18 protein-coding genes, 1 tRNA gene, 1 pseudogene, 1 riboswitch and 1 other annotated feature are annotated in these 20,201 nt (G+C 39.1%); of the genes and pseudogenes, 16 read left to right on the top strand and 4 right to left on the bottom strand.

The features are described from left to right. Nucleotide 1: 1 nt before the first annotated feature. The gene (pdxR, locus tag BK049_RS08210) at nucleotides 2-1,480 is read right to left on the bottom strand and encodes a MocR-like pyridoxine biosynthesis transcription factor PdxR (protein ID WP_071168267.1); all 1,479 of its coding nucleotides are present in this window, start codon (nucleotides 1,478-1,480) and stop codon (nucleotides 2-4) included. Nucleotides 1,481-1,726: 246 nt separating this feature from the next. On the opposite strand from pdxR, the gene pdxS reads away from it, so the two are divergent. The 16 genes and pseudogenes from pdxS (at nucleotide 1,727) to BK049_RS08125 (ending at nucleotide 17,420) form a co-directional block, all read left to right on the top strand. Continuing rightward, entirely contained in the window at nucleotides 1,727-2,611 is an 885-nt protein-coding gene (gene pdxS / locus BK049_RS08205) for a pyridoxal 5'-phosphate synthase lyase subunit PdxS (RefSeq protein ID WP_071168266.1), read from the top strand. A gap of 20 nt (nucleotides 2,612-2,631) precedes the next feature. Next, nucleotides 2,632-3,222 carry a pyridoxal 5'-phosphate synthase glutaminase subunit PdxT gene (pdxT, locus tag BK049_RS08200; RefSeq protein WP_071168265.1) on the top strand — a complete coding sequence of 197 codons (591 nt, stop codon included), beginning with the start codon at nucleotides 2,632-2,634 and terminating at the stop codon, nucleotides 3,220-3,222. Between the two features lie 53 nt (nucleotides 3,223-3,275). Next, nucleotides 3,276-3,492, top strand: a binding site (T-box leader). Between the two features lie 49 nt (nucleotides 3,493-3,541). Further along, on the top strand, nucleotides 3,542-4,816 hold the full coding sequence (gene serS, locus BK049_RS08195) for a serine--tRNA ligase (protein WP_008360325.1): 1,275 nt from the start codon (nucleotides 3,542-3,544) through the stop codon (nucleotides 4,814-4,816). A 599-nt stretch (nucleotides 4,817-5,415) separates the two neighbouring features. Next, nucleotides 5,416-5,748: pseudogene (locus BK049_RS20100) on the top strand (methyl-accepting chemotaxis protein); the annotation flags it as partial. 410 nt (nucleotides 5,749-6,158) lie between these two features. Beyond that, nucleotides 6,159-6,243: riboswitch (cyclic di-GMP riboswitch) on the top strand. Nucleotides 6,244-6,356: 113 nt separating this feature from the next. After that, the gene (gene folE / locus BK049_RS08185; RefSeq protein WP_071168263.1) at nucleotides 6,357-6,926 is read left to right on the top strand and encodes a GTP cyclohydrolase I FolE; all 570 of its coding nucleotides are present in this window, start codon (nucleotides 6,357-6,359) and stop codon (nucleotides 6,924-6,926) included. A 14-nt stretch (nucleotides 6,927-6,940) separates the two neighbouring features. Further along, nucleotides 6,941-7,774, top strand: a complete 834-nt coding sequence (locus BK049_RS08180) for a 6-carboxytetrahydropterin synthase (protein ID WP_071168262.1) — start codon at nucleotides 6,941-6,943, stop codon at nucleotides 7,772-7,774. Next, on the top strand, nucleotides 7,764-8,465 hold the full coding sequence (locus BK049_RS08175) for an SDR family oxidoreductase (RefSeq protein ID WP_071168261.1): 702 nt from the start codon (nucleotides 7,764-7,766) through the stop codon (nucleotides 8,463-8,465). The genes BK049_RS08180 and BK049_RS08175 overlap by 11 nt, the downstream gene beginning before the upstream one ends. A 12-nt stretch (nucleotides 8,466-8,477) precedes the next feature. After that, complete coding sequence (locus tag BK049_RS08170) at nucleotides 8,478-9,416, top strand: ATP-binding protein (RefSeq protein ID WP_008360315.1); 939 nt, start codon at nucleotides 8,478-8,480, stop codon at nucleotides 9,414-9,416. A gap of 45 nt (nucleotides 9,417-9,461) precedes the next feature. Then, the gene (locus BK049_RS08165; RefSeq protein ID WP_083381102.1) at nucleotides 9,462-10,559 is read left to right on the top strand and encodes an alpha/beta hydrolase; all 1,098 of its coding nucleotides are present in this window, start codon (nucleotides 9,462-9,464) and stop codon (nucleotides 10,557-10,559) included. Then, nucleotides 10,559-12,124: a methyl-accepting chemotaxis protein gene (locus BK049_RS08160; RefSeq protein WP_008360312.1), complete on the top strand. Its 1,566-nt coding sequence runs from the start codon at nucleotides 10,559-10,561 to the stop codon at nucleotides 12,122-12,124. Before BK049_RS08165 ends, BK049_RS08160 begins: the two co-directional genes overlap by 1 nt. Before the next feature lie 13 nt (nucleotides 12,125-12,137). Then, nucleotides 12,138-12,458, top strand: coding sequence for an STAS domain-containing protein (locus BK049_RS08155; RefSeq protein ID WP_008360310.1), 321 nt, complete (start codon nucleotides 12,138-12,140; stop codon nucleotides 12,456-12,458). 6 nt (nucleotides 12,459-12,464) lie between these two features. After that, the gene (locus tag BK049_RS08150) at nucleotides 12,465-13,301 is read left to right on the top strand and encodes a PP2C family protein-serine/threonine phosphatase (protein WP_008360307.1); all 837 of its coding nucleotides are present in this window, start codon (nucleotides 12,465-12,467) and stop codon (nucleotides 13,299-13,301) included. Between the two features lie 14 nt (nucleotides 13,302-13,315). Then, complete coding sequence (locus tag BK049_RS08145) at nucleotides 13,316-15,406, top strand: FapA family protein (protein ID WP_071168260.1); 2,091 nt, start codon at nucleotides 13,316-13,318, stop codon at nucleotides 15,404-15,406. 22 nt (nucleotides 15,407-15,428) lie between these two features. Then, a complete protein-coding gene (locus BK049_RS08140) occupies nucleotides 15,429-15,740 on the top strand; it encodes an STAS domain-containing protein (protein ID WP_008360304.1) in 312 nt (103 codons plus the stop codon). A gap of 91 nt (nucleotides 15,741-15,831) precedes the next feature. After that, nucleotides 15,832-17,183 (top strand): IS3 family transposase gene (locus tag BK049_RS18845; protein ID WP_145939401.1). Its coding sequence is split into 2 segments (ribosomal slippage): nucleotides 15,832-16,276 and nucleotides 16,276-17,183, totalling 1,353 coding nucleotides; the frame shifts between segments, so codons are not numbered across the junction. Nucleotides 17,184-17,327: 144 nt separating this feature from the next. Beyond that, nucleotides 17,328-17,420, top strand: a tRNA-Ser gene (locus BK049_RS08125). A gap of 84 nt (nucleotides 17,421-17,504) precedes the next feature. Here the strand turns inward: BK049_RS08125 and BK049_RS08120 are convergent. From BK049_RS08120 to BK049_RS08110, 3 genes are all read right to left on the bottom strand, one after another. Next, complete coding sequence (locus BK049_RS08120; RefSeq protein WP_008360303.1) at nucleotides 17,505-18,164, bottom strand: deoxynucleoside kinase; 660 nt, start codon at nucleotides 18,162-18,164, stop codon at nucleotides 17,505-17,507. Continuing rightward, on the bottom strand, nucleotides 18,161-18,784 hold the full coding sequence (locus BK049_RS08115; protein ID WP_008360301.1) for a deoxynucleoside kinase: 624 nt from the start codon (nucleotides 18,782-18,784) through the stop codon (nucleotides 18,161-18,163). The genes BK049_RS08120 and BK049_RS08115 overlap by 4 nt, the downstream gene beginning before the upstream one ends. A 79-nt stretch (nucleotides 18,785-18,863) precedes the next feature. Next, nucleotides 18,864-20,111: a glycoside hydrolase family 18 protein gene (locus tag BK049_RS08110; protein ID WP_244887392.1), complete on the bottom strand. Its 1,248-nt coding sequence runs from the start codon at nucleotides 20,109-20,111 to the stop codon at nucleotides 18,864-18,866. Between the last annotated feature and the right edge of the window lie 90 nt (nucleotides 20,112-20,201).

The raw sequence follows: 20,201 nt of genomic DNA, 5'->3' as shown, positions 1-20,201 counted from the left end.
ATTAAAAGAAAAGGGACTTTTTGTGGTTATGAGGTGTGGACAAGGCTTGCTGAAAAATACCACATAGCTTTTCCACCCCTTCAGTCAGTGCCTTTTCATTCACATATGAAAAGCTGAGGCGGATATAATTCTGTTTTGGTTCCCCAGGATAGCAGACAGAGCCTGGCAGGAAGGTAATTTGCTTCTTTCGTGCCTCATGTAACAGTGCACGTGTATCGACCCAGGAAGGAAAGCTGAGCCACAAATTGAGCCCGCCCTGAGGAATTTGCCAAGTGACGTCCTTTGGCGCATGCTTCGTTAAAACATCCATCATTAAATCACGTCTGACCTTCAAGGCTGTTCTTAATTTTTTTGTATGATCAATCATTTTCTTCGATGTGAGAAACGGTAAAATGGCCTTCTGTGTGAGAAGTGGACTGCCTAAATCATTATTGGCCTTTGCAGCAAGTAAACGGTTAAATATAGAACCTGACGCTGTAATAATTCCAATTCTGCACCCTGGAGCCAATGTCTTACTTAAGCCTCTTAAATAAATGACATGTCCATCGTGATCCAGACTTTTAATAGGAGCCGGCGGCTTTTTCTCAAAATAAAGTTCACGGTAGGGATCATCTTCTACGATAAGACAATCGATGCTTTGTGCCAATAAGAGAAGCTGTTTTCTTCGTTTCATGGACATACTGGCGCCTGTTGGACTGTGAAAAGTAGGAATTGTATAGATGAGCTTCGGTTTATATTTATCACAAATGCTTTGCAGCTGCTTCATGTTCATTCCTTCATGATCTACAGGAACTGTAATGATTCTTGCCCCTCTGCCCATAAAGACGTCAATCGCGCCTGGATAGGTTGGTGCCTCCATGACGACGACATCGTCCGGTCCGATGAACGTCCGGGCCACTAAATCAAGCCCTTGCTGAGAACCACTCGTCACAAGAATATTGTCAGGAGTAGAAGGCACATCTAATTTTTCTAAAAAAGATTGAATGACCTGACGAAGCTGAAGATCACCTTGTATTTCCCCGTATTTCGACATAATTTGAGGATGGCGTGCCAGTACATGCTGCATTTCTTTTTCTAGATAACGGTTAGGTAAAAGACCAGGATCAATCATAGAGGAAGAAAGGTTAATGGCTTCTTCTACATAGTGATACTGAGCGAATTGAGACCTTGGTAAATAATCTGGAATCGACAATTGCCAATCGAAAGAAGTAGATGGTGGAACAGGGGTGTCTGTGTGCTCTTGCAGTTCATCTACAAATGTTCCTTTCCCTTGTACAGTCGTTAAATATCCGTCGTCCTTAAGGCGTGTATATGCCTTTGCTGCCGTGACAAGACTCACATTGAGCTGTTTTGCTAAATCACGTACAGTTGGCAGCTTATCCCCTTGCTGAAGAAGTCCAGATTGAATGTGATCAATAATGGAAAAGTAAATCTGATTTGAAAGAGATGTATCTGAGTGTCGATGGATATCAATATGCATGAGAATCCTCCAATGAGTGCAAAATTGTTATACATTGTGTTGGATTGTTATAGTTGCATTATAGCATGTAAATCACACTTAAAAGAGAAAATGATACCTTTATAGCTGTAAAACCTTGATATATAAAGGTTTATCCTTTTTTATCAGCTAATTGAATTGTTATACTATTCTCTTTATTGTTATACTACCTCGCTTGTATGATAAAGATGTTGAATCAATCGAATAGACAAATGGGAGGAAACAATTGTGAGCAATAAGGGAACTGAACGAGTAAAACGTGGAATGGCAGAAATGCAAAAGGGTGGCGTCATTATGGATGTCGTCAATGCTGAGCAGGCAAAAATCGCAGAAGAAGCAGGTGCAGTGGCAGTGATGGCGCTAGAACGAGTGCCAGCTGATATCCGTGCAGCAGGCGGTGTTGCCCGTATGGCAGACCCAAGAATCGTGGAAGAAGTGCAGAATGCAGTAACGATTCCAGTCATGGCAAAAGCACGTATCGGCCACATCGTGGAGGCTCGTGTTCTTGAAGCACTTGGTGTCGATTATATTGATGAAAGTGAAGTGCTAACGCCCGCAGATGAGGAATTCCATTTAAATAAGAAGGAATACACAGTACCTTTCGTATGTGGATGTCGTGATTTAGGCGAAGCAACCCGCCGTATTGCAGAAGGCGCATCCATGTTGCGTACAAAAGGTGAACCAGGAACAGGAAACATTGTAGAAGCTGTACGTCATTTGAGAAAGGTCAACGCTCAAATTCGAAAAGTAGCGGCGATGAGTGAAGATGAACTGATGACTGAAGCAAAGAATCTGGGAGCACCTTATGAATTATTGCTTCAGATTAAAAAAGACGGCAAGCTGCCAGTCGTGAACTTTGCAGCTGGAGGCGTTGCGACACCAGCTGATGCGGCGTTAATGATGCAGCTAGGGGCAGATGGTGTATTTGTCGGATCAGGAATTTTTAAATCAGAAAATCCTGCTAAATTCGCAAAAGCGATTGTAGAAGCAACGACTCATTTCACAGATTATCGTCTCATTGCAGAACTGTCTAAAGAGCTGGGAACAGCTATGAAAGGAATTGAAATTTCAAATCTACTGCCAGAAGAACGTATGCAAGAACGTGGCTGGTAAGTAAGGGAGCGCAAACGAACATGCTAACAATTGGTGTACTAGGGCTTCAAGGAGCGGTGAGAGAGCATATTCAATCGATTGAAGCTTGTGGCGCAGCGGGAAAGGTCATCAAACGAGTAGAGGAGCTAGAAACTGTTGACGGTCTGATTATCCCTGGTGGAGAAAGTACGACGATGAGAAGACTCATGGATACGTACCAATTTATTGAACCGATCAAAGCGTTCGCAGCTCAAGGGAAACCGATTTTTGGGACATGTGCTGGTTTGATTATGCTTGCAAAACATATAGAAGATCGAGAAGATGCTCATCTTGGACTGTTAAATGTATCTGTTGCTCGTAATTCGTTTGGCAGACAGGTAGACAGCTTTGAAGCAGATGTAGAAGTGAAAGGGCTGGATGCACCGTTTACAGGGGTGTTCATCCGTGCGCCTCATATTATCAGCGCAGATGACAGCGTAGAGATCATGGCTAAGTACGATGGCAGGATTGTAATGGCGAAAGAAAACAATATTTTAGGTTGCTCTTTTCATCCAGAGCTGACAGACGACCACCGGTTAACACTGCTGTTTGTTGAGATGGTGAAGTCCTACAAAACGAAGCAAGCTGTATAAAACGGTTGAAAAGAGATAAAACTTATAGTACATTAAAATCACAATCAAAGATCGAAAAAGCGTTGACGGGAAATAGTAAGAAGCCCCTCTTTCTCAGAGAGCCGATGGTTGGTGTGAATCGGTGAAAGATGCATTCTGAATCCATCCTTGAGCGAAATGCTGAAACACGAGAAGTAAGCATTTACGGTGATGCCGTTACAGAGGAAAGAGGAAAGCATGCTTTTGCATGTTTTCAATCAGGGTGGCAACGCGAGAGCTCTCGTCCCTTTCATGGGATGAGGGCTCTTTTTATTTTTCGATAAAAAAAGGAGTGTAACACATGCTGGATATTAAACAACTGCGCACGGACTTTGATCAAATCAAAGAAAAATTAGCACACCGAGGCGAAGATTTGGCGGATTTTGATAAATTTGGTGAGCTGGATCAAAAAAGAAGAGAATTAATCGGTAAAACAGAAGAATTGAAGAGCCGAAGAAATGAAGTATCACAGCAAGTGGCTGTTCTAAAAAGAGAAAAGAAAGACGCCGATCACATTATTCAAGAAATGCGCGAGGTAGGCGATGAGATTAAGAAGCTGGATGATGAATTAAGAACAGTAGAGGAAAGCCTGAAAACCATCCTGTTCTCCATTCCAAATATCCCTCATGACTCTGTACCAGTTGGTGAAACAGAAGACGACAACATTGAAGTGAGAAAATGGGGCGAACAGCCAGCATTTTCATTTGAGCCAAAGCCGCATTGGGACGTAGCAGATGAGCTAAATATTTTGGATTTTGAACGAGCAGGAAAAGTGACAGGAAGCCGCTTTGTTTTTTATAAAGGGCTAGGCGCACGTTTAGAGCGTGCACTTTATAACTTTATGCTCGATTTACATGTGGATGAGTTTGGTTTTACTGAAGTACTTCCACCTTACATGGTCAACAGAGCAAGCATGACGGGGACTGGACAGCTTCCAAAATTTGAAGAGGATGCTTTTAAAATTCGGGAAGAAGATTATTTCCTCATTCCAACGGCTGAAGTGCCAATTACCAACATGCACCGTGACGAAATCCTTGAAGGGGATCAGCTACCAATCAATTATGCAGCATTCAGTGCTTGCTTTAGATCTGAAGCTGGATCTGCCGGCAGAGATACACGCGGACTCATTCGTCAGCATCAATTCAACAAAGTAGAGCTCGTGAAATTTGTCAGACCAGAAGAGTCTTATGAAGAATTAGAAAAACTAACAAATCAGGCAGAAAAAGTTCTTCAATTATTGAACCTGCCATACCGTGTCATGAGCATGTGTACGGGAGACTTAGGTTTCACAGCTGCGAAGAAATACGACATCGAAGTATGGATTCCGAGCCAGAATACGTATCGTGAAATTTCTTCTTGCAGTAATTTCGAAGCGTTCCAAGCAAGACGAGCAAATATTCGTTTCCGCCCAGAACCTAAAGCAAAGCCAGAACACGTCCACACATTAAATGGATCTGGTTTAGCGGTAGGAAGAACAGTGGCAGCCATTTTAGAAAACTACCAACAAGAGGATGGAACAGTGATTATTCCTGAAGTACTACGTCCTTATATGGGTAATAAAGATGTGATCAAATAAGATGCCGCCTTGGCATCTTATTCTTTTTACCTAAACTTCTACAGCTTTTATAAAATAAGCCGATAAAAAGACTAAAAGCTTCTAGGAAAGAAGGAATAATCTTGAATAGGCTTGACTATTATGTTGAAATGGCACATTTACTCAGAAAAGTTCTAGATGACAGTATCCTTTTCGGCATCTCTGATACAGAAAAGGTGCTTTGTTATTACCCGTCGAGTACAGTAGATTTTGGCATTAAAGCCGGGGACCCATTGAACCCAGAAGACCAAAACGTGGCGACAACATTAAGTGGACAAGAATACGACGGTTATTTACCGGAGTCTTTATATGGCTATGAAATTGCTGTAAAAGGTTATCCTATTTTTGATGAAGATAAAAAGGTGATTGGTTCTTTTTTAGTGGCTTTTTCACATCATCGTGAAAAGCAATTAAGCGGCTATATGGAACATATCAATAAAGTAGCGAAAGAACTACAAGGTGGAATTGAGCAAATTGCTGCACAATCACAAGAGCTGGCTGCTACGAGCTTAGAAATAAGCGAGCAGGCTGGAAGAGCAGAAGAGAAATCGGCGAATATTGAAGAAGTCGTCAAAACCATTGGCGGGATCGCGAGACAGACAAACCTGCTAGGGCTCAATGCTGCAATTGAAGCGGCAAGAGCAGGTGAAAATGGAAAAGGCTTTGCTGTTGTTGCAGATGAGGTACGTAAGTTATCAGATGGATCGAAGGAAGCAGCTGAAACCATTAATACATTTTTAAAAGAAATCCAAGACAGCATAGGAACTTTGTCTGAAAACATCTCACAAATCAGCAGCTCAACAAACGAACAGGCCAAACAAGTGACAGACTTTACTAAGATTATCGAATCATTAAATGATTTTAAAGAAGAGATGAATCATTTTATTGAAGAAATTAGACAGGATACGAAATAGATCAATCATCACGTGAGAATCATTGCAACCTAATATAATGAGCATGAATATCTATGCCTTTTAAAAAAGATCGTCATTGAATTGACGATCTTTTTTTTGTGCTAAATGAAGGGAAAGATGAGATATGGAGAAAAATCTAGAATAAATATATGAAGTCAGTTTTGCATTTTTTTTAAAAAAAACTAAAAAAATCAATTTTTTCTTGATTATTTCTATAATTGATCGGATAATGAGATTATAGGCCTATTTTAAAAATAAGATTAAACAGGATTTTATACCTATTAATTGCTGTTTTTTGTCATAGTAGTTGAATTGATGATTTTAGTGCCAAGGGAGATAGAGCGATTGAATAAAAAGACGTGTTCTAACGTCTCTATAAAATTATAAATAAATATATTAGAGAAGAATACCTTCGATAATGGCAAACTTGTTGAAAGATAAGGACGCAAAGCTACGGGTCTAAGGCTGAAAAGCTACGATCGCCGGGTTACCGAAAAAGGATTGAGAAGTGAGAGGAATAGCATGACAAATTGCTACTCCTCTTCAGAGAGACTCGACAATCTTTTAGTCGGGTCTTTTTTGTGCGTAAAAAATAGGAGGAAAGTACTATGAATGATGATTTGAGAATGGGTCTATTGGAGGATCAGATTCGAAACATGCTGGAATTGCTCGGGGAAGATCCAACTCGAGAGGGTTTACGTGATACACCGAAGAGAGTAGCAAAAATGTATAAAGAAGTGTTTGAAGGGATCGGAGTAGATCCTGAAACGGCTTTAACAACAACATTTGAAGAAGAATATGAAGGTATGGTAGTTGTCAAAGACATCAATTATTACACATTTTGTGAGCATCATCTTATACCGTTCTTTGGAAAAGCACATATTGGCTATATTCCAAAAGGGAGAGTCGTAGGATTAAGCAAATTTGCAAGGCTGGTCGAATTGATTTCAAAGCGCCCGCAAGTTCAGGAGCGTATGACACAACAAATGGCGAATGCCATTATGAATGTCTTGCAGCCAGAAGGCGTTATCGTAAGTGTGGAAGGACAACATCTATGTATGTGCGCTAGGGGAGTGAAAAAACCAGGTAGTTCCACAGTCACAACTATTAAAAAAGGTTTATTCAAAGAACAACAATCTTTGGTTCATGAGTTTGAGCAGGCTTTGATAAGAGATTAAAAGGAGGGTATCACATGCTTTATTTATCTAGAAAGATGTATTTCTCATCACTTCATTCCTATAGGGTGAAAGAATGGAGTGATGAATATAATCAGCAAGTATTTGGCCCTTGCAGTAACCCAAACGGACACGGCCATGATTATACACTTGAAGTAATGGTCAAAGGGAAACTTAATAGACAATCCGGGATTGTCGTGAATATCACAGATATTGATAAGGTAGTTAAATCATTTGTAGCTGAAAATCTAAATGGGAAATTTCTGAACATGGAGAACGATTATTTTAAACATCACATTCCTACAACTGAAAATATCGCAACCTATCTTTGGGAATCTTTAGACGGGAAAATCGATCACTGTCAGATTCATAAAATTCGCCTTCATGAAAACAACTTTTTATATTCCGAAAAGGAGGATGGACAAATGGTCCGATTAACACGTAAATATCATTTCTGTACAGCACACCGTTTGCATAGTGAACAACTTAGCGAAGAGGAAAATCAGGAACTCTTTGGGAAGTGCAACAATCCATACGGCCACGGTCATAACTATTATTTAGAAGTCACTGTAAACGGGGAGCCTGATCCAGTGACAGGAATGATCGCAAATTTAAGTGACATCGACAGTGTCGTAGAGAAAGAGATCATGGAGAAATTTGATCATAAACATTTGAATTTAGATACGGAAGAATTTAAAGACCTGAATCCGACGTCTGAGAATGTAGCTGTCGTAATTTGGGATCTGTTATCTCCCCAACTGACTAATTTATTTAAGATTGGTCTTTATGAAACAGAAAAGAATTACTTTGAATATTGCGGCCCACAAGAGGATATGAAGTATGGCGCATGATGAACGATTAAAAGGTAAAACAATTTTAATCACAGGTGCCAGTAAAGGAATAGGACAGAAAACGGCTCTTCTCCTTGAAAATGAGGGAGCAAATCTTGTACTTGGAAGTCGTAATTATCAAGAAAAACGTAGACAAAACGTACTCGAACTACCGCTTGATGTAAGGGATGAACAGTCTGTTCAACAATTTGCAGCAAGGGCTATTCATGAATTTGGTTGTATTGATGTCCTGATTAACAGTGCAGGATTGGGTGTATTTGACAGTATTCTTGATACGTCCATTGAAGCATTTGATCAAATGATATCAACCAATTTACGAGGATCTTTTCTCATGTCCAAATGTATAGGAAAACATATGGTAGAAAGAAAAAATGGTCATATCATCAATCTTGTATCTGTAGCAGGTACAACGGCTCTTCCAAACTGTGGTGGATATTCCTCTTCTAAATTTGGTTTGCTTGGTTTAACGAAAGTGATGCAAGCTGAATGGAGGAAGCATGGTGTGCAGGTAACGGCCATCATTCCCGGCGCTGTCAGTAGTGATTTTTGGGAAAACATTGAACCAAAACCAGATCTCGATGCTATGATTCCGACTGAAACGGTGGCAGCTTATCTACTCGGCTTAATTGCTCAGCCTCCAGGTGCATACGTTGATGAAATCACGATTATGCCACCATTAGGCATTCTATAGGGAGGGAGCTTTATGAGGCGGCTGATAGATAAAGTGTTCAAAGATCACACGGTTGAAAGAGGATTTCAGTCTCTTCCCCTCGATCTTTCATATAAAGAGGTTGAGTATCGAACGAAGAGGGGGTTTCTCGCCAGAAAACTTTGTTACTACACAGGTACAAAGGTGGCAGATGGTGAGGATGTATTTTATAAATCTCTGGCGCGTTCTGTGTGTGATGAGGAAAGCGATGGACAAGAATACTTTCTTTTTATGAGCGAACAGATGCTGACATGGGCAAAAGAGAAAGATCACAATATACGAGAGAACATTTTAAGGATGAATGTTAAGGCCAATTTTCAAAATGCGATGTTAAAGGCCTATGAAATATTTAAAGAAGATTTGTTAGCACCTGAAAAAAGTGGACCCGCACCTCAGTCCTCCATGTGGGAAGAATGGAAAGTATACAGAGATGTCATCTTGGCTTCTACTCAAGGGAAATTTCTTCTGGCTTCAGAAGAGGACCTCGTAGGTTTTAAAAAAGGCAGGATATTTTGTGAAGGAGAAATCAAACAGCTTTCTGATATTCCGAACTGTCGCCATATGGCTCGGGATAGCCTTGAAGCCATGGGGTATAAAAATTCTACGACTATGGGATGGCTGCTTGTTCTCTCAGAAGCCATTACCAACACAATTAAGCACGGTGAAGAAGGAAAGATGACACTTATAGAGGATAAAGATCAAAATGAAATTCGGTTTATCATTGAAGATCGCGGACCCGGATTTTCACTAAAAGAACTACCTAAGATGACATTGCTTGCTGGTTATTCTACTAAGAAATCAATGGGACAAGGCTTTACATTAATGATGAAAATGTCAAAACAGGTTTCTTTGTATACGACATCTGAAGGCTCCACGATCATTCTATCTTTTAATAGAGAAGAATTTTCAGGGGATGTAAAGGTAGAGGGATAGAGCACACTGCCTATCCCTATCATATTTTAAAAGGAGTGAAGATGAATGATAAAGATGGATTCCGTTGTCATTTCAAAAACCATTCATCGAACATTGAAAACGGCAAGATTATTTGATGTTTTTTGGGAAAGATGGCTCGTGCATGGTTTAGATGAAAATGATCTGCAAGGGGCCAGATCCGATATCCATTCTTTAGAAGGATGGTATACGACATGGTCAAAGCTTGCAGAAGACAAAGAAAAAAGAGGAAGAGAATTGGAAGTGCTACAAAACTATAGGGAAGCGGAAAAGAATTATCGCCAAGCAGCACTTTATTACATTCTAAACTATTGGATCGATCCCTCTTACTCAGACGTTAAAATGGGTTGGTATCAAAAAAGTTTAGATTTTATGAGGAAAGCAGATTCTCTTTCAGATACAACAACAGTGTATCAGAAACTGTTATTAAAAAATCATATCATTTGTTCTGGCCGAATTAGGGTTCCGAAAAACCAAAAAGGGGTCATCATCATTGTAAACCCTATCGATTCAACGAAGGAAGAGCTTTATTTGTATGAAAAGGATTTCTTGCAAAAGGGGTTTATCACTATGAGTTTTGATGGCCCTGGTCAGGGAGAGACGTTTATGGTGAATGGTGTAATCGGAACAAGAGCCAGATGGGAGAATTTTATTCATCAAGTGATCGATCATGCTAAGAAAACCTATCCTCATCTGCCTATCTATTTATTTGGAACAAGCCTAGCAGCATCATGGGTGCTATACGGGAGCTCTAATAAAAATGTAGATAAAGTTGTAGCTGTTAGTCCAGCAGTAGAACTAGAGCGGATGAATATGCCTAGTTATTTCATGAAACGTATGGAATGTTCATGCATAGTAGATGACAAAGACGAAGAGGAAACAGAAAGATCGATTCCAAAATTCGATGACATCAAGTATAGAGCACCTGTACTTGTTTTTTACGGAAGTCAGGATATGATGATCACCAAAAATGAGTTTAGCAGACTTTATGAAAATATTTCGTCTGAAAAATGGTTGGTTGAATATAAAGAAGAAGGACATGTATGCAATCACAAGCTAAAAGAAATAAGAGACATTGCCTGTAGCTGGTTTTCAGGAGAATTCAACATGAAAGAGGAGCAATGATGAAAGGTAAAAAGATCACCTTAAGGAAACAATTCCTAATAAAAGTGCTTTCCATTTTGTTTATCATCGCCATCATATCTGGACTAGCACAACTTTACTATATGAAAGAGCAAATCGTTAAACAGTCACATATTCAGGCGACAGCAGTAGCAAATACAATGATAAGAGGGTTAGAACAAACGGACTTGGCAACATCTACAATCGAAAACCAGATTGATTCAAAGTTGGTTTCTTATGCGAGTCATATCGGTACTCTTTTAAAGGGGAAAAAGGCAAAAGAAATCAAACAAGATGAATTAAATCGAATTAAAAAAAAGCTCGGATTAGCTGGAATTTCAATTTTAAAAGAGACACCAGACGATTTTGTTGCCATTCAATCGACCCAGAAAGCAGAGATTGGCTTTAGTTTTAAAGAATATGGGTACTTCGAAGTTGGAAAGCTCTTGATGAGCGGTAAATTACCTGAAGTACCGGGAGCTACGTATACCAATCCATATACACTTGTATTGCCAATTGCCAAATCAGCTTCTCACACTGATCAATCAAAGTTTTTCAAATATGCATACTACTATGAAGAGGGAACTGATTTTATTATTAACCCGTTTATAGAAGCGAATGAAGTCAATCACTACATGGAGAATGTGGGACCTGACACAGAAATCAAGAAATTGGTGAAAGACAGTGAATTTGTTGAAGAAATTGGCGTCTTGAATCCCAAAGTAATTGCTAACCCTTCTCTTGAAAAGCAAATATATCCTCCATTAAAAAAAATCGAAGCTGGAAATTTTAAATTTGCCACAGAGAAAGATACGCAAATGCTGACACAATCCAATTTGAAAACGCAAACTTTAATTGAGACTGTGAAAGATAAAAAATTGTATAAAATGTTTATCCCTTTGAATGAAAATCGTGTTATTTATATTGCACTTGACTATAACAAAATGAGTGGACCTCTTTACCGTTATTCAATCATTCTCATTATTTCCGGTCTTGCATCACTTGTCGTGCTCTTCCTTTTAACAGCTAGATTTTTTAACCGAATATATGAAAATATTCAAAAGATTGAAAAGCAGATTGCCTCACTTAAAGAAGGGGATTTGACGGTGAAAAGTGAGATCAAAGACGGCAGTGAACTAGAGGTTTTATCTAAAAGCACGAATCGGATGGTAGATAAACTTAATAAACTGATCACTGACACCCGAGAACAAGCTAACAAGACTCAACGACTATCTGTGATGCTTGAATCGGAAGCGTCTAATTCTGTAGAAAAAATGTATACATTATCGACGGAATCAACGATTAAGTCCAGAGAACAGCTAAATGAAATCATGAATTTCCTTGATGAAATAGGAACTTTTATGAAAAATGCACCTCAACAAGGAAATGTAAAAGAGATACTAGATAAAGTGGATGAGCTTAAGAAAATCGCAAAAGATAAAACGGCAGCTACAACAGATATGACAATTACACTTTCTGACCTTATTCAATCGCTGCATGAACAGGCGAGTGAGTTATCAGATATTTCTAGGTCACTACTTGATTATATGGGCAAATTTAAATTATAAGGAGGAGATACTGGTGACCGGATTACAAATTAAAAAAGAAGTGCATGAATCGACGACTACTTTGTATTTACACGGTATATTGGACATCTCTACGACAGGTTCGATTGACCCTTTCTTAGAGGATATGACAATGGTTAAACTGCTAGTGATTGATTTCAGTGGGCTAGATTTCATTGATTCTACTGGAATAGGTTCAATCATGAATGCGATATATCTATCACAAGAAAAAGATTTTACTTTGCGGCTACAAGGTGTTGATGAACTCACACATCAAGTGTTTGAAATGGTCGGGCTGTATCAGATTCTAGAAGCCCTCAACGGGGAGGTTGTTTAGTCGTATATGAATAAACTAAAAAGCTCCCATAAGAAAAAAGAGCAAGATGCTGAAGATCGAACGCTCCAGCGTGAAATAAATATGGCGCGAAACATTCAATCGACTCTCCTCAATGGGGAGGTTCCTTCTTTCGCAGGAGGAAAAGTAGTTGGTTCAACGGTACCTGCACGGCTAATAGGCGGTGATTATTATGATTTTTATCCGCTATTGAATGGGAAAATAAGAATTGTGATTGGAGATGTGATGGGAAAAGGCATTCCCGCAGCAATGCTCATGATTCTAACTCGTGGTGCTTTTCGAAGTGCTGCCGAAAGAACTCAAGGACCAGGTGATAACCTTACGGCGATGAATCAGGCAATTTATAAGGATTTACGTGCTCTAAAGTCATTTGTTACGTTATTTTGTGCAGATTGGAATCCGAATACGAGAATACTGACGTATGCGAATGCTGGTCATAATATTCCGTTATGGATAAGTGCTAAAACAAAAAAGGTCTCTGAACTTCCGAGAACAAAAGGAATAATGGTTGGAGGCCTTCCGAATCAAGTGTACCAAGAAGAATCTATAAAACTTGGTGACCACGATACGATCTTTTTTTATACAGATGGAATTGTAGAAGCCCAAAATGGTAGCAGTGAGCAGTATCAGATCGAACGATTGATTGAAACGTTAACTGAGAATCAGAAAAAGCCTGTGAGTGAGATAGAGAAATGCGTGATGAATTCAATTCATCAATTTACTAATGGTACGCAGCAGAAAGATGATATCACAATGGTCATTTTAAAAGTTGAAAGAGAACAATCAGACAATCCCAGTCTGAATGCATCTAAATGTAGGAAATAAACGGGGGTGATTTTGTGCAAAACATCATATCAAAAGGGAAAAATATAAAGGAAGCAATATCGATTGGGCTCGAACTAATGGATGCGACAAAACAAGAAGTGAATATTGAAATACTTCAGCAAGAGACCAAGGGGTTCATGGGCATTTTAGGAAAACAAGCTGTTGTCAAATTGACACGGATGACCGCAAAAACCCCGAAACCTGAACTGAATGTGTTGGATGAGTTTGAAAAAATGATTGAAAATGAACAGTCTCCGTTACCGGAATTTGAAAAGGGAATTGAGGAGGAATCATCTCCATTATCTGAGCTTGAGATATATAGAAAGAGAAAACTTCAAATGGAGGAATTATCAGGAAAAGTATGGGTGGAAGAAGGTCAACTTAAATGCAAATCTTCCCCTAACAATTTTCCAATGGTTACCATTGGAGAAGGTATTCAATTATTTAAAGATAATCAACTTGTAAAAGACAAAACACTCATTGTTTCAGAAGCGAACAACTATGCTGTGAAAGTGGAAGATGAAGCAAGAGAAACCCGCTGGTCCATCAAGATGGATGCTAGTAAATTAATAGTAGAATTGAAGATAGATCCTGGATATACGCTTAGAAGATCAATTAAAGATACTGCGCCCGAACAACATATTGATCTTAAGGTAGAAGAAAAGAAAGAGATTGTCAACACTCTACAATATGCTGATATTATGAAGAAGCTTGAAGAACTACGAGTGATCCATGGTTTTTATCAAGATGAAATCATCAAAGCAACTCAGACCAATACTGAAGGAACGTTTCTCATTGCTGAAGGGATTAAAGCACAGCCAGGAAAAGATGGTTGGGTTGAGTTAAAAGTGAATGTAGACGATATAGATGAAGGACCTAAGGAGACAACAGGTGGTCGAGTAGATTTTCGTGAAACCAAGACGCTTTCAAGTGTGGAACGAGGACAGGTGGTGGCAATCATCCATCCTCCTGAACCTGGAAAAATGGGTTATACCGTTACCAATGAGCCGCTTCCGGCAAAACAGACACATCCAATTACCGTGCGTGCGGGTAATGGTATAAACGTGGTAGATGACAAAATAGTCGCGACTTTATCCGGACGTCCTCTGTTAGAAAAACGGGGTAAATTGGTTCGAGTAGCTATTCTTCCAAAACTGATTCATAAAGGGAATGTCGATTTGGCATCAGGGAATATTCGGTTTAAAGGAGACGTTGAAATTTTTGGTGAAGTGGATGAACGGATGGTTGTGAAAGCAGAAGGGGACGTAACGGTTCATAAGACCATCACAAACGCTACAATCACTTCCGCTGGAGCGATCGTCACTTATAGTAACATCATTAGTTCCGAAGTTTCAGCGGGCAAAAACAATCTTTTAGTAGTTGAGCTAGGCGATTTGCTAGGAATTCTTTATCGAGATACAGAACAGATTATTTCTGTCATCAAGCAGCTAACCTTATCACCAGGATTCAAATCAAGTGATTTCGCAAGAGGTGGATTGCAGCCATTGATTCGTATACTGCTCGAAAAGAAGTTTAAGAATTTTCAGTTGAGAGCTAAAAATTATGTCGAGATGGTACGCCAAAATGAAAATGACCTGTTCGATGATGACTGGAAAGAGGTATCTTTGGCGATGACGCAGTTATTTCTGTCAATCACCAAAGAAGTGATATCTATAGATAGAATAAAAGATTTAACATTAAAAATGAAAGAACTCTACGAACAAAGTCAGGACACAGTAGATTCTAACACGTATATTGCGATTCCTAATGTTTTAAACAGCCAATTATATTGTAGCGGCAATATCATGGTACATGGACAAGGAACGGTGAACTCCAAAATTCATTCAGGAGGCAAATTAATGATCAGCGGTAATATTCGTGGAGGGGAGGCCTATGGAAGATTGGGAGTAGAAGTGAATGAAGTCGGTGCAGAAAGTGGAAGACCAACTCTTATTTCTGTTCCAGACGATCAAACAATCATCATCAAAAAGGCCATGGAAGGCACCGTCATTCAACTTGGAACCATGAAACACATTTTTAATCAAACAACTGACAACGTTTGTGCTCGACTGGATAGAGATGGAAAGCTCGTACTACATTATTAATTAGTTCTTGGAGGAATGCGTCATGATTATATATTCAACAGAAGAAAAAAATGGGGATCTTGAAGTCAAAATTCAGGGGGATCTTGACATTGATAGTACCGAAATTTTTGATGAGCAACTTCTCCCGCTTTTAGAAACTTATCAAACAGTTAACTTAAACTTCGAGCAAGTACCTTTTGTTGACTCGTCTGGTATTGGACTTTTAATGAATACAGTCCAATCACTTGGAGAAAAAGGGACAAAAGTTACCATTTCTCATGTTCAGAAAGAAGTGAAAGATATCTTCGAACTTCTTCAAATTCCAGATATTTTTGGTGAAGGTGTCGTTTTATAATGTATTTATATTTACAGAATATAAAAAGCAGCCTCTAGTGAAGTGCACCCCAAATATTAGACACAGTCTAACATTTGGAGGTGCTTTTCTTTTGGCTAAATTTACAATTGAAGATAAAATCAAAGCGGTAAAACGATACCTTATTGACGGCGAACCCCTGCTTGGAATTGCAAAACAGATTGGCGTGCACAAAAGTATACTTCAATATTGGGTCAGAAAGTATCAATATCATGGCGAAAAAGCTTTTTCAAAGTCATATACAAATTATCCAGTCCAATATAAACTAGACGTACTTGATTATATGAATGAACATGGGACGTCTATCCTGGAAACAGCTGCACTCTTTAATCTGCCTTCTGATACCACGCTTTGGAACTGGAAGCGCATCTTGGAAACACAAGGAGTAGACGCCCTTCAATCTAAGAAAAAGGGGCGTCCGTCTATGAAAAAGAAAACCGGAAAACAAGAAATAACGAAAGGATCAATGGAAGCGTTACAGGCAGAAGTAGAACATTTACGCATGGAAAATGAGTATTTAAAAAAGTTGAATGCCTTAGTTCAAAACAAGGAACAATCACCAAACAAGACAAAGCGCAAGTAGTCTATGATTTAAGGCATCAATATCCGGTGAAATCACTTCTTAAGCTCGCATGTATTCCGCGCAGTACCTACTATTACTTGATCAAGCATTTAGATCGTCCTGATCAGGATATCGAACTGAAAAAGATGATTCAAACCATTTATCAGGAACATCAAGGACGTTATGGATATCGCCGGATTCGTGATGAACTAATCAACCGAGGACAAAAGGTGAATCACAAAAAAGTCCAGCGCATCATGAAAGCTCTAGGGCTAAAATGCATGGTTCGAGTGAAGAAATATCGTTCATACAGAGGCACAGTGAACAAAATAGCGCCTAATATTTTGGCTCGTCATTTTCAAGCTGATAGGCCAAATGAGAAATGGGTCACAGATATAACGGAGTTCAAATTATTTGGTCAGAAGCTCTATCTTTCGCCCATATTAGATCTATTTAATGGTGAAATCATTACCTATACAGTCGGTTCAAGACCTGTTTATTCTCTCGTCTCAACGATGCTTCATCAGGCGTTCAACCGTTTAGATGAAGAGGAGAAACCAATGATACATTCTGATCAAGGATGGCATTACCAAATGAAGCAATATAGACAAGCCTTAAAAAAGCGTGGGATTACACAGAGTATGTCCCGAAAAGGTAACTGTTACGATAACGCAGTTATCGAGAACTTCTTCGGTATCTTAAAGTCTGAATTTCTATACCTAAAAGAATTTGAGAACGTCGAACACTTCAAGCAAGAACTTGAACAATACATTGACTACTACAATCACACACGTATAAAGACCAAACTAAAAGGCATGAGTCCGATACAATATCGAACTCATGCCTCGAAAGCTGTCTCATAAAAACCCGTGTCTAAATTTAGGGGGTCACTTCACTAGTGGGTTGTTTTTTTATGATATTGATCAAGTCAGGATAACCTTTTAATTTTTTTTGAAAAGATGTTGACTTCAAATAAGATGATATGATATATTAACTCTTGTCGATACGGAGGAATACCCAAGTCCGGCTGAAGGGATCGGTCTTGAAAACCGACAGGGGTGTCAAAGCCCGCGGGGGTTCGAATCCCTCTTCCTCCGCCATATTGATTTTACCTTAGTTGAATTGAAACGCAAGCATAAAAATTGGAAATTGTCAAACCGCTGCATTCGAAATGCAGCGGTTTTTTATTTTGTTTTAGAACGATTTTTTTGAATAACAGAAGCAATTTCGTGAAGAATGGGATCAAGTGAGCTTTCATCATGAAATAAGTCATAATCTTCGATATTAATTTTAATCACTGGGCACAGATCAAATTGTTCAATCCATTCTGTATATCGAGTGTACATTTCTTCCCAATATGCTCGATCGGTTTGAGTTTCCATTTCTCTTCCGCGCTCTTCGATACGATGCAATATATGATCTAAATCCCCATGCAAATAAATAAGGACGTCAGGATGAGGGAAATAAGGCGTCATCACCATTGCCTCAAATAGACTCGTATACGTTTCATAATCTACCTCTGACATTGTGCCTTTGTCAGCATGCATTTTAGCAAAAATGCCAGTGTCCTCATAGATGGACCGATCTTGTACATATCCTCCACCCGACTCAAAGATTCGCTTCTGCTCCTTAAAGCGTTCAGCTAGGAAATAGACCTGTAAATGAAAGCTCCATCGTTGGAAATCTGAGTAGAAAGGCTCTAAGTATGGATTATCATCTACTTTCTCAAGAGAGGTTTGAAATCCTAGCTTGTCCGCTATTGTTTTCGTCATGGTTGATTTTCCGACACCGACTGTCCCGGCAATTGTAATGACCGCATCTTTTGGAATTTCGATATTTTTCATAGCACTTGCTCCTTTATGTTCTGTAAAATTTGCTGGTAATCTTGCTGTGAGGAAACGAAGTCTGTATGATCTCCTTCAATTGTAATGATAGGAAGCTCTGGCTCAGTTTGTTTTAAATGTTCAATGGCCAGCTCATAATCTTCAATCAGGGTCTTTAAATACGCTGGGTCAATGTCTTCTTCAAAAGAGCGTCCTCTCATCTTTATTCTATTCAGTAAGGTGGGAAGGCTGGCTTTTATATAGATCATGGCATTGGGTTTAGGAAGATCATCTGTTAGCAAGTGATAGATCTTTCTGTATTTATCCATGTGTTTTTTTGATAAGGTTCTTTCTGCAAATATCATATTTTTATAGACATGATAATCAGTGACGATCGGCTGCTGTTTTTTCACATAGTTTTCTTCTATAGATTCTAACTGTTTAAACCGATTGCATAGAAAGAACATCTCAAGCTGAAAGCTCCATTGCTCCATATCTTCATAAAATTTATCTAAGAATGGATTTTCTTCTACAATCTCTTTCACTAAAGGGAATTGAAATTCCTTCGAAAGCATTGTAGCCAAAGTTGTTTTTCCGGCTCCGATTGGGCCTTCCACTGCAATAAAAGGGGCAGGATACATAGGCGTTCTCCTCTATCTGTAAAGTTGTCAAACCAATGTATATTGTACCATACCCCTTCTGAGAGATAGAGCGAATGAATTACGTTGTCGTTCTTTTTTCAATATTAAATTGATCTGATAACAAGAGCCAGTTTTGTGGGAAAGATAGACCTAATTTCCAATAAGCTATCCCATTTAAGTTTAACTCTTTGATGAGATTAAACTTGGCTTGAATGGACCTTGCGTCTTCGAACCAAACCTCATGCTCTTTGTTGTTGGCATCGGTATAGCGGAAATAAGGTGCTTGTGCTGTTTCGTCGTATAGAATGGATACATTATTCTCTCTAGCAATTGCGATTGCTTGTTGAGGGCTGACAGCTTTGGCGATAGGGCCACCCTGAACATAAGGAAGAGTCCAATCATACCCATATAAATTCTGACCCATCACAATTTTATTGGCTGGGATGACAGTCAGTGCATATTCAATGACTTGACGGACAGGTCCAATCGGAGAAACGGCTTGTGCAGGCCCGCCGCTGTATCCCCACTCGTAGGTCATTAACACAACATGATCGACGATCTTACCGATCGCTTCATAGTCATGAGCCTCATACCACTTTCCCTTCTGTTCACTACTTGTTTTAGGGGCAAGTGCAACGGAAATGGTCCATCCCTGTTGGTGAAAACGAGTGGTTGCCTCTCTTAAAAATTGAAGATAGGCATCTTTTTCAGCAGGACGTAAATATTCAAAGTCAAAATGGATTTCTTTTAATTGATACTTTTGAGCAACGCGGACGATTTCATTTAAAAATGTCGTTTTGACAGATTGGTTTGTTAAAAGAATTCGTCCAAGTTCATCACTAAATTTTTCATTCTCTAGATTTGTGACCACCATGGATAATACAGTTCTGTTTTGAGTGGCAATCTGAGGTAGTTGATCTAACGGCGGTTCTCGAAGTGTTCCGTCTCTTTGCGCTTGAAAACTAAAGGCGCCTAGGTGCGTTAAATATGGAGATGCCTCTCTGGCTGCTTGTTTTAAATTCTCGCTCACTTGATTTCCACGTGGTTCAATATAAGCATTAGAATTAATGTTTCTTTTCGGTCTTTGTGGAATATAAAGCAAGAAACGAATAGGCAGTATCGCTTCAGGTCGAATCCGATTCACTCGTGCCAATTCTTCCACTGAAATTTGAAATTTCTTCCCAATTTGATAAAGTGTGTCATTTTGTTTAACTTCGTAGAATTGACCTCTAATTGGAATTACAATTGTTTGTCCAACGACAAGTTGATTAGGTGTTTCGATGTCGTTGGTACGGATAATTTCATTTACTGTTGTTTTATAGCGCATGGCAATTTCATTTAAAGTATCTCCTCTTTTGACAACATAAATTTGAATAGTCAACGCCCCCTTTGTTATTGCTAACAATTTATGAGGGTG

This window comes from Bacillus xiamenensis (genome assembly GCF_001857925.1).
In the GTDB taxonomy this organism is placed as follows: domain Bacteria; phylum Bacillota; class Bacilli; order Bacillales; family Bacillaceae; genus Bacillus; species Bacillus xiamenensis.
The sequence above is the reverse complement of the archived record's forward strand: the minus strand, read 5'-3'. Positions and strand labels throughout refer to the sequence as shown.

Bases quoted from the DNA above. Each gene is read 5' to 3' on its own strand.
- BK049_RS08165 (WP_083381102.1), top strand. From the start codon at position 9,462: ATGATAAAGATGGATTCCGTTGTCATTTCAAAAACCATTCATCGAACA.
- BK049_RS08120 (WP_008360303.1), bottom strand. From the start codon at position 18,164: ATGAAAAATATCGAAATTCCAAAAGATGCGGTCATTACAATTGCCGGG.
- pdxT (WP_071168265.1), top strand. From the start codon at position 2,632: ATGCTAACAATTGGTGTACTAGGGCTTCAAGGAGCGGTGAGAGAGCAT.
- BK049_RS08170 (WP_008360315.1), top strand. From the start codon at position 8,478: ATGAGGCGGCTGATAGATAAAGTGTTCAAAGATCACACGGTTGAAAGA.
- serS (WP_008360325.1), top strand. From the start codon at position 3,542: ATGCTGGATATTAAACAACTGCGCACGGACTTTGATCAAATCAAAGAA.
- BK049_RS08110 (WP_244887392.1), bottom strand. From the start codon at position 20,111: ATGCGCTATAAAACAACAGTAAATGAAATTATCCGTACCAACGACATC.
- BK049_RS08140 (WP_008360304.1), top strand. From the start codon at position 15,429: ATGATTATATATTCAACAGAAGAAAAAAATGGGGATCTTGAAGTCAAA.
- pdxR (WP_071168267.1), bottom strand. From the start codon at position 1,480: ATGCATATTGATATCCATCGACACTCAGATACATCTCTTTCAAATCAG.
- BK049_RS08180 (WP_071168262.1), top strand. From the start codon at position 6,941: ATGCTTTATTTATCTAGAAAGATGTATTTCTCATCACTTCATTCCTAT.
- BK049_RS08175 (WP_071168261.1), top strand. From the start codon at position 7,764: ATGGCGCATGATGAACGATTAAAAGGTAAAACAATTTTAATCACAGGT.
- BK049_RS08160 (WP_008360312.1), top strand. From the start codon at position 10,559: ATGAAAGGTAAAAAGATCACCTTAAGGAAACAATTCCTAATAAAAGTG.
- BK049_RS08150 (WP_008360307.1), top strand. From the start codon at position 12,465: ATGAATAAACTAAAAAGCTCCCATAAGAAAAAAGAGCAAGATGCTGAA.
- folE (WP_071168263.1), top strand. From the start codon at position 6,357: ATGAATGATGATTTGAGAATGGGTCTATTGGAGGATCAGATTCGAAAC.
- BK049_RS08115 (WP_008360301.1), bottom strand. From the start codon at position 18,784: ATGTATCCTGCCCCTTTTATTGCAGTGGAAGGCCCAATCGGAGCCGGA.